This is a genomic window from Flavobacterium sp. 270 (assembly GCF_004368785.1).
In the GTDB taxonomy this organism is placed as follows: domain Bacteria; phylum Bacteroidota; class Bacteroidia; order Flavobacteriales; family Flavobacteriaceae; genus Flavobacterium.
The window spans coordinates 1147998-1162429 of record NZ_SODM01000001.1 but is presented as its reverse complement, the minus strand read 5'-3'; the positions used below and the strand labels follow the sequence as shown (position 1 = coordinate 1162429).

Here is a 14432-nt window from a genome sequence, read left to right as displayed (position 1 = left end):
GCTTAGCTCCTTAGAATCTTAGAACCTCAATCTTACGCTTTACTTCCAAATAATTTTCCAATAAATCCGGCTATTCCGCCTTTAGTTTTGGTCACAACAAGAACATCGGCAACATCTACTTTTCCGTCATTATTTTGATCTAAGCCAAATTGCATTCCGTATTTAGAAATCGTGTCCATAATTCCAGATGCTTGTCCGCTGTTTCCAGAAATTGCAGAAATGATATCCGAAATTTGAAAACTACTGTCGTTTGGATCTTTTGCTTTGTTTACTAATGAACTTAAAATTTGCGGAATCATGCCCGAAGCAACTCCAGACGATGCTTCACTGCTTAATCCGTATTTTTCTCCAAGAGTTCCAGACAATTGCTGTGTTATTTTTTTTACAACGGGATTGGAGTTGTCAATTGGAGTTTTACCGCTGAATAAACCTGCCAATTGTTCTGCACCACCTTCTGAAGCAATTTTTTGTAATCCCGAAAAAATAGAATTATTTGCTTCATTTATTACGCCTTCGTTATGCTCGTTTGGAACGGCATTATTATTTACAACAGCTGTGTGCCCATACTGTTGTACTAATTGTGTTAATTGTTCAAACATGGTTTATTAGTTTAAAATTAGACAACAAAATTAACGAAAAAAGAAAGGGATTTACTACAACTTTGTAATAAATCCCTTTAAAGATAAATATTTATTTTCTTACTAGCTCAACAATGTAATAATTTGTGAAGCCAATTCTGTACCAATTCTGTCTTGTGCTTCTCCAGTTGCAGCTCCAATGTGCGGCGTCAAAGAGATTTTAGAGTGCATTAAGATTGCCATTTCTGGTTTTGGTTCGCTTTCAAAGACATCTAAACCTGCAAAAGCAACTTTTCCAGAATCTAAAGCTTTTACTAAAGCTACTTCATCAATAACACCACCACGAGCACAGTTTACGATTCCAACACCATCTTTCATGATAGCAAATTCTTTATCGCTTACGATGTAACCATCTTGAGCAGGAACGTGAAGTGTAATGAAATCTGCTTCCTTAAATAAAGACTCTAAAGATTGAGATACAATTGTAGTAGTTACAGATTGTCCGTCGAAAAATTCAACTTTAATATCTACTTGCGGAATAAAACTATCTGCAGCGATAACTTTCATACCTAAACCAAGCGCCATTTTTGCAGTAGCTTGACCGATACGTCCAATACCAACAATCCCAAGCGTTTTTCCTCTTAATTCAACACCATTTGCGTAAGCTTTTTTCAAACCTTCAAAATTAGTGTCTCCTTCTAGTGGCATATTTCTGTTAGAATCATGTAAAAAACGAACACCATTAAACAAGTGTCCAAACACCAATTCAGCAACAGATTCTGAAGATGAAGCTGGCGTATTAATTACATGAATCCCTTTGCTTTTAGCATAATCAACATCAATATTGTCCATACCAACACCACCGCGTCCGATAATTTTAAGACCTGGGCAAGCATCGATAATATCTTTACGAACTTTAGTTGCGCTACGTACTAAAACTACGCTTACATTATTTTCGTTAACAAAATTAGCAACTTGTTCTTGAGCTACTTTTGTAGTTATAACTTCAAATCCACCTTTTTCTAAAGCTAGAATTCCACTTTTAGAAATTCCGTCATTCGCTAATACTTTCATTTTATGTTTTTCTTGTTTTGTTTCTTTGAATTGTATAATGCAAAGAAACTCAGTTAGATTAAATTTTCTTTTTTGAATTTGGAGCTGTTTCCTGCTATCCGTTACAATCTTTTATTTTTTTAAAGGAAAAAAATAAAAGGATTTCCACTACTATCAGGGCTAGAACTCCGGTATTTAAGATATTTCTTGTAAGCAGATTAAAAACTAAACTTTAGTTTCTAAAGCTTTCATTACATCTACTAAAACCTGAACACTTTCGATAGGCATAGCGTTGTAAATAGAAGCTCTGTAACCACCAACAGAACGGTGTCCTGGCAATCCAGAAACTCCAGCTTCTTTCCATAAAGCATCAAAAGTTGCTGCATGTTCGTCGTTGTTTAGTAAGAAAGTAACATTCATTTTAGAACGGTCTTCTACAGCTGCTGCACCTTTAAATAATGGGTTTCTGTCGATTTCAGCATAAAGTAAAGCTGCTTTTGCATCGTTTAATTTTTCAACTGCTGCAATACCGCCTTTAGCTTTAATCCATTGTAAAGTCAATAACGAAACATATACAGAAAAAACAGGTGGCGTATTGTACATACTTTCTGCTTTAATATGTTTAGCGTAATCTAACATACTAGGAATTGTTCTTCCGTTTTTCTCTAAGATTTCTTCTTTGATAACCACTAAAGTAGTTCCTGCAGGTCCCATGTTTTTTTGAGCTCCGGCGTAGATAATATCAAATTTAGAGAAATCCAATTGACGTGAGAAAATATCTGAACTCATATCGCAAACTACAGGTACGTTTGTAGCTGGAAAATCATTCATTTGAGTTCCAAAAATAGTGTTGTTACTTGTACAGTGAAAATAATCTGCATCTGCAGGTATTTCGTATCCTTTTGGAATATTGTTATAATTTTGGTCTTTTGACGAAGCTACGACAACCGTTTCTCCAAAATATTTAGCTTCTTTGATGGCAGCTGTTGCCCAAGTTCCTGAATCTAAATATGCGGCTTTTCCGTTTTCTTTCATCAAATTGTATGGCGCCATTAAGAATGCTGTACTAGCACCACCTTGTAAAAATAAAGCTTGGTATCCTTTTCCTTCAAGTCCAAGTAATTCTAAAGCAAGCGAACGAGCTTCATCCATAACTGCAACGAAATCTTTGCTTCGGTGCGAAATTTCTAGGATAGAAAGTCCAGAATTGTTAAAATTTAATACTGCTTGTGATGCCTTCTCAAAAACTTCCTGAGGTAAAATACTCGGTCCTGCGCTGTAGTTGTGTTTTTTCATGGTTGTTGTTAATAGTCGAAAATTTTAAAGACGCAAATTTCGGCAATACGAGCCGAAAAAGCGATAAATAATTCGAAATAATTAAACAATTTATTACTTTGTTGTTAACAAAAACGTTATAGTATCTACGTTATCTGCATAATCCCACAATTGAGGTTTTTGGGTCACTCCGAATGCGGTATTATTTGGTACTAAATTATTGCTTACGATGCATTGAATTTGTTCTGAATCAGAAGCAAGACGATTTTTAAGGTCTTCTAGGTCTTCATAATATTCATAAAAAACGCTCGAGATAGGCGAGGCGTAGCTTGAGTCTTCTTTTATTGTTAGAAAACCATTATCTAATAATTTAAAATTACTCATTAAAAATACCGCCTTGTTGTAATCGTAATTATTAGCGTATTTCTCGTAATGAATGACGTCTTGGTATTTAAAAATAGCTTCAAAAAAGGCATCAAAAGAATAGCCTTTAGGTACAAAAAGTTTAGAAACGTTTCGGCATCCAAGACCAAAATATCTAAAAATATCCTCACCCAAAGCTTCTAATTGTTCTTTGGTTTCTTTTCCGTTTAAAACAGCTGCGGAATTTCTGTTTTTTCGGATAATCGATGGCTTATCTTTAAAATAATATTCGAAATATCGTGCCGTGTTATTGCTTCCGGTGGCAATTACAGCATCAAAATTTTCCAGTTTTCCTTCCACGAAAGTGATTTTATCTGCAAATTCAGGATTAACGGCAATAATATATTTGGCCAAAAATGGCAGTAAATGCTGATCGTTTGAAGAAGTTTTTACTAAGGCTTTATTTCCGGTAATCAATACAGATAAAAAATCATGAAATCCTACCAACGGAATATTTCCTGCTAATATTAAGGCTACGGTTTTTGAATGTTGATCTTCCTGATGTGCTTCTAAGTCATTCTGAGCTTCCTCAAAAGAATAATTAGAAAGCCATTTACTTATGTTTTCTTCTGTTAATGCATCTGCCCAGGATTGTATCGCAAAATAAACCTGCTCTGGTGTATACCAGCCATTATGAGACTGCGATAAAGCTATTAGTTTTTGAAAATCATCAAAAAATAAATCATTGTGTAAAACATCTGATTTTTGAATGGTTTCGGATTCTGAAAATTGTTTTAGAAATTTTCCTAATTCAACAAAAACACTTTTTTTTGTTTCTAATGTCATAATGTTTGCTTATGAATTGTTTTGATTGTAATTTTGCACAAAAATAAGTTTTTTTAATGGTAAGCACTCAGCTTTATTAAAGAAGCTTTATTTATCAGGAAAAAAATAAAAAAAAGAATATTTAAAAATGACTTTGAGCTTCGGCAAAAGGTAAAAAATAATATCACATGGCTATAATTATAACTGACGAATGTATTAACTGCGGGGCTTGTGAACCAGAGTGCCCGAATACAGCAATTTACGAAGGTGCTGATGACTGGAGATATAAAGATGGAACTGCTCTTTCTGGAAAAATAATTTTACCTGACGGAACTGAGGTTGATGCAGATGATGCTCAAAACCCAATTTCTGATGAAGTATATTATATCGTTCCGGGGAAATGTACAGAGTGTAAAGGTTTTCATGATGAACCTCAATGTGCTGCTGTATGTCCAGTTGACTGTTGTGTGCCAGATGATAATCACGTAGAAGACGAAGAAACTTTGTTAGCGCGTCAGGCGTTTTTACATAACGAATAAATTTATTTATTCTAAAAAATAAGAAAAATCTCAAGTAATGCGCTTGAGATTTTTTTTATTCGCTAATTTCTTATTTTATTTTGGTATTGTATTGGCATTTAATGATTTAATTCACTTAATTTGGTAATAATTTTTTAACACTTGTTTAAATAATTTTAAAAACAGCCTATGAGGAGACTGATACTTTTATTTTTTTTATTCGTTAGTGTGGGTATTATTGCTCAAAACACAGAATATTCTATTGTTGTAAAAGACATTGAGACCCAATTGCCCATAGAAAATGCAACTGTGGTAATAATGAAAACCAAACAAATTTTATTGAGTAATCCAGAGGGAAAAGTAACTTTTATGCTTACCGGAGGCTCAAATGTTCAGGTTTCTCAAACGGATTACGAAACTGTCAATGTACGTTGGACATCTTTAAACGGAGATCAAAAATTTGTTGTTTATCTAAAAAGCAACGATAATAAGCTGGATGAAGTTGTTTTGTCTAAAGAATCGCCAGAAAAAATACTTCAGAAAATTGTCTCCAATTCCATAAAAAAATTAGCGGTTTCCAGCCGTTTAAAAGTTTATGTTAGAGAGTTTTTTATGCTCGACAACAAATATTCCTATTATAATGACGGTCTTGTAAATTTTCAGTTTGCGATAAACCAAAAGAAAGCGACAACTACTTTATTGGTTGAACAAAACAGATCTTACGGTTTGCTTGAAACCGATGTAAGTTCTGATTTACAAGGTTATAATTTGAATAATATAATGGAAAACTATTATAATTTAAATTATTTTGATCCTGTTTTAAATTCAAAAGCAAAGAAAGAATATGAATATGGTATAAAAGGGCATTCTACAAATAAGGATTATTATGTAATGTCTATAACACCATTGAATACTTCTAAGGAAGCGGTAGATACGTTTGAAATTATTTACGATCCGATTAAGAAATTAATAATGGAATTTTCTATTGTTATTACACCGGGAACGGCTGCAGCGATGGAAGATATCACAAAAATTGGCGCTAAGAATATTACTAAATCTGTGGTAAAAGTAAATTACAGGTTTGATGGCACAGATTATTATTTATTGAGTTCTAATGAAGAAATCGGCTATAATCTTATTTTAAAAGATCAGGTCAAAAATATTCAGGTTCGAAACAATTTTATTACTACAAACTTCAACAAACAAAATTTCACTTATAATGAAAGTGATGTTTTTAAAGAGAAATCTCTGTTTAATAAAAAGAATAAGATTTTAACCAATTACTGGGACATATCAGGATTTACAGCCACAGAAGAAGAAAAAGGACTTATAAGCGCTTTGGATTTTAAGATGTAAGTTTGAAAAAATGCAAAATTGAACCCGACAGATTTTTGAAATCTGTCGGGTTTCTTATTTAAAATTATCTTTAACTATTAGAAATTAAATCCAAGTCTTGCATAGTAATACGCTCCGCTGAAACCCATTTGTACAGCATCCCAATATCCACCAGCTTCGGTATTTCCTTGTTCATCTTGTTTAGAAGGATATACATTGAATAAGTTGTTGCTTCCAACGCTTAATTTTAGATTTTTTGTTAGTTTGTAACCAATCGTTAAATCTGTAACCAATCTAGGATTGTAAACATCGTCTTCGTCTGCATAATCTACCAAAACTACTTTGCTGAAACGTGTGAAAGCCAAACCTGCATCAAATTTATTTTTAGAATAGTTTAAGTTTAAACCAAATTTGCTGTCAGGAGCAGAAGCTAATAAAAATGCTTTTTCACGTTTTCCGAAGAAAGTATCAGCATCTAGATTTCCATTTTTTACATTATCAATTTTCATATCGTTAATGTTACCAACCAAAGTGGCTCCGAACTGTCCGAAATCAAAAGTTTTCTTCCAAGAAAAAACCAAATCCAAACCGTGAGTACTTGTATCAACTCCGTTTGCAAAAAACTGCGCTTCAGAAACACCAAGATTTAAAGCGCTTGCATCAAAATATCCGGTAAGAACAATACGATCTTTTACTTTAATATAATAACCATCTACAGTTGCTGTAAAATCTCCAAAAGTTGCTGTTAATCCAAGAGAAGCATTTACTGCTTTTTCTTCGTTTAATTTCTGAATTCCAAACGCTCTCGTAACCGGACTGTCATTTGGAGCCAATAAAACTTCTGTCGCACCGCTGGCGTTAAAGTTGGTAAAACGTAAATTATAGTAAACCTGAGCCAAAGAAGGCGCACGGAAACCTGTACTTACAGAACCTCTTAAATTAATATGATCAGAAAGTTTAAGTCTAGAAGCTAATTTTCCGTTTACGGTACTTCCAAAATCACTGTAATTTTCAAAACGAACTGCACCGCTCACCATCAAGGCGTCTGTAATATCCAACTCAGCATCTGTATAAAGAGAGAAGTTCGTACGGTTTTCATTTACTTTATTTGCAGGGCTGTATCCCGGAAAACCTTGAGAACTTCCTGGTCTTGCAATTGTTGGCGAAGAATCAGGATCTGTAGGATCATAATCAGGATTAGGAATTGTAGGTGCACTTTGCGTTGTGGGATCCGTGATTGGTTTTCCGTTTGTATCGTAAGTAGTGTAAGAGCCTTCTTCTCCAGCAAAAATTTGGAATTTTTCTAATCTAAATTCTGCTCCAAAAGCAAGATTGAAACCTTTTAAAACAGTATCATAATTTTTAGAAACATCAAAATTAGTCGTGTTTTGCAATAAACTATGTCCTCCAGCATCAAATTCTAGTGGAGATTTGTCTTCAAGAGAAGCATTTATAGTTCCTTTAATATCGTATTGAAATTTATTTTTTCCAAAAGTATTACTCAAATCCAATTTCCATCCGCCAGAAGTTTCAGTTCTAATTCCTGCAGCGATAGAATTATCATTAATTTTTGAAGTAATTCTTGGTGTGTAACCGCCCGGATAAACAGATTCTACAACTCTTTCGCCATCGTTTCTGGTAAAAGCATAAGCATCTGTATCTCTAAAATTACTACCGCCAAAAGCATAAAATTCTGTTTTTTCAGCAATTGGAATTGCAAGATTAGCAAATAAATTTACACCCTGAATTTCTGCATCACCAAAACCTTTTCTAAAATCATAACTTGGTCTAAGCGTTTTATTTTTATTCAAAAATTCTCCTGTAATATTAACAAAACCACCATTTGTTCCAATCTTTGTTCCGTAATTCGCACCGATTTTTACAGAGCCACCATCAAAAGACTGATCTTTTCCGTACGAATTTCCATTTCCGTGCTGATCCAGTCTAAAACCATCTGTGTTTGGCGTTCCAGGCAAGAAATCACCTTTGGCATTTGTATTAAAAACACCATAAGTAATAGATCCGGTTAATTCGTCAACACTGTCATTAGTCACAATATTTATTACACCTGCGATCGCATCAGAACCATATTGCGCCGAAGCACCATCTCTAAGAATCTCAATTCTTTTAATAGACGAAGCCGGAATTGCATTTAAATCCGTTCCTGTATTTCCGCGTCCGCGAGTACCAAATAAATTAATTAATGAAGATTGATGTCTTCTTTTTCCGTTAATCAAAACCAAAGTCTGATCTGGTCCCATACCTCTTAAAGAAGCCGGATCAACGTGATCGGCACCATCAGAACCCGATTGTTTATTGGCATTAAAAGACGGAGCAACATATTGCAGTAATTCGTTTATTTCTAATTTTCCACTTTGTGTTGTAACATCTTTCACATTAATAATATCAATAGGAACAGCAGAATTTACAACCGTTCTTTTTGCGTTTCTGGAACCAACAACTACAACATCATTCAAAACCTGTCCGTCGCTTTCGTCTAAAGCAACATCAATTTTACTGCTCGAAGCGGCTCTTTCGATCGTTCCGTATCCAACATAGCTAAAAATTAATGTTGCACCTTCTTTCACTTTAATCATATAACCTCCTTCAAAATCGGTAGAAACACCGTTTGAAGTTCCTTTTTCGAGAATATTTACACCGGGAAGCGGTGCGCCGGATTTGTCTTTTACAACACCAGTAATCTCTTTTTGCGCAAAGAGAAATGCTGTGTTGAGTAGTAATAAAAATAATGCAATTTTTTTCATGGTTTAATCGAGTTTTGGTTTAATTATTTGTTTGATCAATGATAAAAGTAATATTTTTTAACAAAAACTTAATAATAAGTTTAATTATTTTTAAGAAAATACTCTAAAAAGCATTAATCGTCATTTTTACTTCACTTGCGAGCTATTAAATCTTATATTTGCAAAATTTTAAAGCCAAAAAATATCATTTTGGTAGAAACACAAAATCAATACGTAAATCATAAACCATTAAAATTGATTCAGATAATGAATTATTTTGATGAAAAAGCCCTGAGAAATCTAGGCTTACATAAAAAGTAAACAGAAACAACAGATGAAAGCAGGAATTGTAGGATTACCAAATGTTGGAAAATCAACATTATTTAATTGTTTATCTAATGCAAAAGCGCAAAGTGCAAACTTTCCGTTTTGTACAATCGAACCTAATATTGGTGTTGTAAACGTTCCGGATCCAAGAATCAACAAATTGGAAGAATTGGTTAAACCAGAGCGCGTACAAATGGCAACTGTAGATATCGTAGATATTGCAGGTTTGGTAAAAGGTGCAAGTAAAGGTGAAGGTCTTGGAAACCAGTTTTTAGGAAACATTAGAGAGTGTAATGCTATTATTCACGTTTTACGTTGTTTTGACAATGATAATATTGTACACGTTGACGGAAATGTAAACCCAATTCGTGACAAAGAAACTATTGATATCGAATTACAGCTAAAAGATTTAGAAACTGTTGAAAAACGTTTAGAAAAAGTAAATCGTGCTGCTAAAACAGGAAATAAAGAAGCGCAGACAGAAAAAGCACTTTTAGACAGAATCAGAGAAGCTTTATTACAGGCAAAATCAGCTCGTACAATTGTTCCTCAAGGAAATGACGAAGAAGTTTTAATGGAATCTTTCCAATTAATTACTGCAAAGCCAGTTTTATACGTTTGTAATGTTGACGAAAGTGCTGCTGTAAACGGAAATAAATATGTAGATCAGGTTCGTGAATTAGTAAAAGACGAAGATGCAGAAGTTATTATTCTTTCTGTAGGAGCAGAAGCAGATATTACAGAATTAGAAAGCTACGAAGAGCGTCAGGTTTTCCTTGAAGACATGGGATTACAAGAACCGGGAGCATCAGTTTTAATTCGTGCTGCTTACAAATTATTAAAACAACAAACTTATTTTACAGCAGGTGTAAAAGAAGTTCGTGCCTGGACAATCAATATCGGTTCGACTGCGCCACAAGCAGCTGGAGTTATCCACACTGATTTTGAAAAAGGATTTATCCGTGCAGAAGTAATCTCATACGAAGATTACGTACAATACGGTTCTGAAGCAAAAGCAAAAGAAGCAGGGAAATTCAAAGTAGAAGGAAAAGAATATATTGTTAAGGATGGTGATGTAATGCATTTCCGTTTTAATGTGTAGTTTTTTCTAAAGAAGATAGAATAAAGAATATAGAGAAAACCGCTGGAGAAATTCAGCGGTTTTTTTGTGTTTAAAAATGTAGTATTTACTTGTCAGGCTGAGCGTAGTCGAAGCCCCGCAAAGATTGTCGATTAACTTTGTAGAGCTACTTGCGTGTCCTTCGACTACGCTCAGGAGGACAAAACTGAGATAAATAAATTTGCATTATCTGCCAAATCTGCGAGAGACAAAAAAAAATCACATGGAAATAAAATAAATTTTTCAAAAAATATCGAAATACGCAATATTTCAATATTTAGTAAATTTGAGAGTATCTCAAAAATTACGATCTGTGAAAAAGCAAAATATATTTTCAAAATCCTGGCATTTACTAAAAAATACCTTTCTGGAATTTAATGATGACAATGCCATAAAACTAAGCGCCGCATTATCTTATTATACCATATTTGCGCTTCCTCCTTTATTAATTATCATCATTACAATCTGCGGTTTCTTTTTTGGAGAAGAAGCAGTAACAGGCGAATTATACGGACAGATAAACCGCTTAGTCGGCGATGGAGCTGCTGTACAAATACAAGAAGCTATAAAAAATGTCAGACTTTCAGACAGTAATGTTTTTGTGACTGTTTTTGGAGTTGTAATGCTTTTAATAGGAGCTTCGGGAGTTTTCGCAGAAATACAAAGTTCCATAAACTTCATTTGGGGACTTCGCGCAAAACCTAATAAAGGTCTAAAGAAATTTATTCAAAACAGATTAATGTCGTTTTCTATGATTGTTTCTGTTGGATTTTTATTGTTAGTCAGTTTAATGCTAAACGCGACATTAGACGTTTTAAATGCCAGACTAAAATTGTATTTTCCAGAAAGCACGGTATATTTTTTCTATGTCGTTAACATCGTTATTGTATTTGCTAGTATCACTCTACTTTTTGCCATTATATTCAGAACACTGCCAGATGGTATTATAAAATGGAAAGATGCATTTATAGGTGCATCTTGCACCGCCGTATTATTTATGATAGGTAAATTTGCAATCGGATTATATTTAGGTAATTCTACAATTGCTTCTGTTTACGGCGCTGCTGGTTCGGTTATTATAATTTTGGTTTGGGTGTATTATTCTGCAATCATATTATATTTCGGAGCCGAATTTACTAAAGTTTATGCACAGTCTTATGGAGGAAAAATTTCGCCAAACGATTATTCAGTCGAAATAAAAAAAGAAATCTTTGAAGTTAAAGAAGAATGATTTTTTTTGAAACCATATAAGTGATATAAATAAATTTAAGTTTTGATAATTTTGGTACTGTGTTTGTTTACAGAATAATAAAGTAATATTTTAACTTTAAATATAAATTTAATTAAGATCTTATATTTACTTATATCACTTATAAGTTTTAATATTGTAAAAAATACCACATTATGAAAATTATTGCCTTTGGAGGAAGTAACAGCCAGCATTCAATCAATAAACAATTAGCGGCTTACGCTGCAAATCAATTTGAAAATGGCGAAGTCGAAGTTTTAGATTTAAACGATTTTGCAATGCCATTATTTAGTGTAGATCTGGAAAAAGAAGTAGGGCAGGAACCAAAAGCGCAAGAATTCCTTAAAAAGATTTCACAAGCAGATATTCTAGTAGTTTCATTAGCAGAAAATAACGGAAATTACTCAGCAGCATTCAAAAATGTTTTCGATTGGACTTCAAGAATCGAAAAAGATGTTTTTCAGCATAAACCAATGTTGTTATTGTCTACATCACCTGGACCAAGAGGCGGTGCTACAGTTTTAGAAATCGCTAGAAATGCTTTCTCGCGTTATGGAGGAGAAATCAAAGCAAGTTTTTCACTGCCAAGTTTCAATACCAATTTTGATGTACAAAAAGGTGAAATTTCTAATGAAGAATTGAGAACCAATTTGCTAAATCTTATTAATTATAATTTTTAGTAAATGACAATTAAAAAAATCCTTTTTACATTCTTTCTTTTGAATGTAATTTTTCTATCGCCTGCATTTTCGCAAAATTATAATAAAGTCGATCAAATCGTTTTAAAATATCCAAAACGCTTTGATACGACAGAAGATTTGGCGGAAAGAATTCAGAAAGATTTCTCTTCAGATCGGGACAAAGCCAGAGCAATTTTCAGCTGGATGGCTTTTAATATAAATTATGATTTAAATGCATTTTTAAATCCACAAAGATCTCAAGGATTCAGTTATAGAACAGAGCAGGAAAAACAGCAAAAAATAAAGCAGTTAAATGATAATATGCTCAATAAAGCATTCAAATCTCAAAAAGCAGTATGCGAGGGATTTACAGCTTTGTACAGTCATTTAGCCACTTTAGTTGGTTTGAAATCTCAAATTATAAGAGGAGATTCAAAAACCAGACTTGCCGATATTGGCAGAACAACTTCTCGATCAGACCACGCCTGGAATATGGTTTATATTGATGGAAAATGGAGATTAGTTGATGTAACCTGGGGACAGGGATATTACGACAGCAGTAAAGGCAGAATGACCAAAGAATTTGCGCCCATTTATTTTGATACGCCGCCGGAATATTTTTTTACGAAACATTTTCCAGATTCGGGAGAATTTCTTGGAGATCGATTAGATAAAGAAGATTTTCTGGACGGACCTTTAGTTTATAATAAATTAATCGAAAATGATGCTGAAGTTTTAGAGCCAAAATCGGGTTTAATTGAAGCTAAAAATGGCGATAAAGTTACCTTTAGAATTAAAAATATTTCGAAGAAAGATGTCCTTTTTTATCTCAACAAAAAGAACCAGCCTGTTAGAATTGTAAATTCAAAAGAAAAAAGAGGAGGCTTAGAATTTGATATCATTATCGATAAAAATATTGGCGAGTACATCACTTTTTTTATGGATAATAATAGTATTGTTTCTTTTAAAGTTATTTAGAAATAAAATTCTCAAACTGTTTGTTAAAGTAATTTCTTATTTTCTTTCTTCTGTCTTATTGCCGTATCTTAGCAATAAGTGTATAAAAGTTAGTACTTATGGAATCAACTTTCCTGAAATCAATCTTAGACAACGATTTCTATAAATTTACAATGCAGCATGCTGTAATAAAGCTTTTTCCAAAGGCAAAAGTTCGTTATGGATTTATAAATCGCGGTAAACATATTTTCCCACCGGGATTTGCCAATTTACTTCGAACCTCGGTCAATGCAATGGCTGATTTACGATTAACAAAAGACGAAAAACAGTATCTGGCAAAATATTGTCCGTATCTTGATCCTACTTATTTAGACTTCCTGCAAGGTTATCGCTATGATCCTTCTGAAATTACAATCACACAGGAAGGTTCAGAAATAAAAGTAACAATTGAAGGATTTTGGTACAGAACTATTTTGTGGGAAGTACCATTAATGGCTTTAATTTCGGAGCTATTTTACAAAGCCAATCATTTAATTCGTCTGCACGATGAAAAGATAAAAGAAATCACAAAATCTAAAATTGATAATTACAATAAATTAGGCGTTTCTATTTTAGAATTCGGCACGAGACGTCGCCATTCTTATGATGTTCATGTTTTGGTAAACGAAACACTTCGAACTTTTGGCTCAGAAAGTTTTATCGGAACAAGCAATGTGCACTTTGCAATGGTCAATGATAAACGTCCGCTGGGAACTCATGCGCACGAATGGTTTATGTTTCATGCGGCGCAATATGGTTTTAAAGTTGCAAACGCAATCGGACTCGAACATTGGACGCAAGTGTACGGCGGCGACCTCGGAATTGCACTAACGGATACTTATACAACAGATATATTTTTCAACCAGTTTGATAAAAAATATTCTAAACTTTTTGACGGCGTAAGACACGACAGCGGCGATCCTGTAGAATTTGCCCAGAAAGTGATTTCGCATTACGTTAAAATGGGAATTGACCCAAAATCTAAGACGATAGTTTTTTCTGACTCACTCAATTTTGATAAAGTAAAAATCATCTCCGATTTTTGCAAAGATAAAATAAAAATGTCTTTCGGAATCGGAACCAATTTTACCAACGATGTTGGACTTCCGGCTATGAATATGGTGATAAAATTAACAGAAACAAAACCGGATCACGGACAATGGCAAGGTGTTGTTAAGCTTTCTGACGAAAAAAATAAAAATACGGGAACTCCCGAAATGATTGCGCTGGCAAAAGAAGTACTTGGAATTAAATCTTAATTTTTTGTAAAATAACTGATTTTTTATATTTTTAGCTGTTGTATTTTTTTAAAATCAATTTAAATAGATTTTAAACTGTTATTATTCATAACAAAAAAGAAATACGCTTT

The 14432-nt window shown here is 33.5% G+C and carries 12 protein-coding genes; 7 read left to right on the top strand and 5 right to left on the bottom strand.

Features of this window, described 5'->3' with window-relative positions; all coding sequences use genetic code 11:
* Positions 1-32: 32 nt before the first annotated feature.
* The 4 genes from EV144_RS05065 to EV144_RS05050 form a co-directional block, all read right to left on the bottom strand.
* Positions 33-599 carry a hypothetical protein gene (locus EV144_RS05065; protein WP_134146736.1) on the bottom strand — a complete coding sequence of 189 codons (567 nt, stop codon included), beginning with the start codon at positions 597-599 and terminating at the stop codon, positions 33-35.
* 102 nt (positions 600-701) lie between these two features.
* Entirely contained in the window at positions 702-1652 is a 951-nt protein-coding gene (locus EV144_RS05060; RefSeq protein WP_134146734.1) for a D-2-hydroxyacid dehydrogenase, read from the bottom strand.
* A 204-nt stretch (positions 1653-1856) separates the two neighbouring features.
* The gene (gene serC / locus EV144_RS05055; RefSeq protein ID WP_134146732.1) at positions 1857-2927 is read right to left on the bottom strand and encodes a 3-phosphoserine/phosphohydroxythreonine transaminase; all 1071 of its coding nucleotides are present in this window, start codon (positions 2925-2927) and stop codon (positions 1857-1859) included.
* Positions 2928-3020: 93 nt separating this feature from the next.
* Positions 3021-4115 (bottom strand): acyl-CoA reductase, encoded by a 1095-nt coding sequence (locus EV144_RS05050; RefSeq protein WP_134146730.1) that lies wholly within the window; start codon positions 4113-4115, stop codon positions 3021-3023.
* 167 nt (positions 4116-4282) lie between these two features.
* Here EV144_RS05050 and EV144_RS05045 point away from each other — a divergent pair, with 167 nt between their 5' ends.
* Both EV144_RS05045 and EV144_RS05040 read left to right on the top strand, forming a co-directional pair.
* On the top strand, positions 4283-4633 hold the full coding sequence (locus EV144_RS05045; protein WP_134146728.1) for a 4Fe-4S dicluster domain-containing protein: 351 nt from the start codon (positions 4283-4285) through the stop codon (positions 4631-4633).
* Positions 4634-4801: 168 nt separating this feature from the next.
* Complete coding sequence (locus tag EV144_RS05040) at positions 4802-5968, top strand: hypothetical protein (RefSeq protein ID WP_134146726.1); 1167 nt, start codon at positions 4802-4804, stop codon at positions 5966-5968.
* 77 nt (positions 5969-6045) lie between these two features.
* On the opposite strand, the gene EV144_RS05035 is transcribed toward EV144_RS05040, so the two are convergent.
* Complete coding sequence (locus EV144_RS05035) at positions 6046-8712, bottom strand: TonB-dependent receptor (protein ID WP_134146724.1); 2667 nt, start codon at positions 8710-8712, stop codon at positions 6046-6048.
* Between the two features lie 313 nt (positions 8713-9025).
* Here EV144_RS05035 and ychF point away from each other — a divergent pair, with 313 nt between their 5' ends.
* The 5 genes from ychF (at position 9026) to pncB (ending at position 14322) form a co-directional block, all read left to right on the top strand.
* The gene (ychF, locus tag EV144_RS05030) at positions 9026-10120 is read left to right on the top strand and encodes a redox-regulated ATPase YchF (RefSeq protein ID WP_134146722.1); all 1095 of its coding nucleotides are present in this window, start codon (positions 9026-9028) and stop codon (positions 10118-10120) included.
* A 331-nt stretch (positions 10121-10451) separates the two neighbouring features.
* Positions 10452-11369 (top strand): YihY/virulence factor BrkB family protein, encoded by a 918-nt coding sequence (locus EV144_RS05025; protein WP_134146720.1) that lies wholly within the window; start codon positions 10452-10454, stop codon positions 11367-11369.
* 173 nt (positions 11370-11542) lie between these two features.
* Positions 11543-12067, top strand: a complete 525-nt coding sequence (locus EV144_RS05020; RefSeq protein WP_134146718.1) for an NADPH-dependent FMN reductase — start codon at positions 11543-11545, stop codon at positions 12065-12067.
* A gap of 3 nt (positions 12068-12070) precedes the next feature.
* Positions 12071-13045, top strand: a complete 975-nt coding sequence (locus EV144_RS05015; RefSeq protein ID WP_134146716.1) for a transglutaminase domain-containing protein — start codon at positions 12071-12073, stop codon at positions 13043-13045.
* A gap of 98 nt (positions 13046-13143) precedes the next feature.
* Complete coding sequence (gene pncB / locus EV144_RS05010; RefSeq protein ID WP_134146714.1) at positions 13144-14322, top strand: nicotinate phosphoribosyltransferase; 1179 nt, start codon at positions 13144-13146, stop codon at positions 14320-14322.
* The last annotated feature ends 110 nt before the right edge of the window (positions 14323-14432 follow it).

Coding starts and splice junctions, on each gene's coding strand:
- EV144_RS05065 (WP_134146736.1), bottom strand. CDS start 599: ATGTTTGAACAATTAACACAATTAGTACAACAGTATGGGCACACAGCT.
- EV144_RS05060 (WP_134146734.1), bottom strand. CDS start 1,652: ATGAAAGTATTAGCGAATGACGGAATTTCTAAAAGTGGAATTCTAGCT.
- serC (WP_134146732.1), bottom strand. CDS start 2,927: ATGAAAAAACACAACTACAGCGCAGGACCGAGTATTTTACCTCAGGAA.
- EV144_RS05050 (WP_134146730.1), bottom strand. CDS start 4,115: ATGACATTAGAAACAAAAAAAAGTGTTTTTGTTGAATTAGGAAAATTT.
- EV144_RS05045 (WP_134146728.1), top strand. CDS start 4,283: ATGGCTATAATTATAACTGACGAATGTATTAACTGCGGGGCTTGTGAA.
- EV144_RS05040 (WP_134146726.1), top strand. CDS start 4,802: ATGAGGAGACTGATACTTTTATTTTTTTTATTCGTTAGTGTGGGTATT.
- EV144_RS05035 (WP_134146724.1), bottom strand. CDS start 8,712: ATGAAAAAAATTGCATTATTTTTATTACTACTCAACACAGCATTTCTC.
- ychF (WP_134146722.1), top strand. CDS start 9,026: ATGAAAGCAGGAATTGTAGGATTACCAAATGTTGGAAAATCAACATTA.
- EV144_RS05020 (WP_134146718.1), top strand. CDS start 11,543: ATGAAAATTATTGCCTTTGGAGGAAGTAACAGCCAGCATTCAATCAAT.
- EV144_RS05015 (WP_134146716.1), top strand. CDS start 12,071: ATGACAATTAAAAAAATCCTTTTTACATTCTTTCTTTTGAATGTAATT.
- pncB (WP_134146714.1), top strand. CDS start 13,144: ATGGAATCAACTTTCCTGAAATCAATCTTAGACAACGATTTCTATAAA.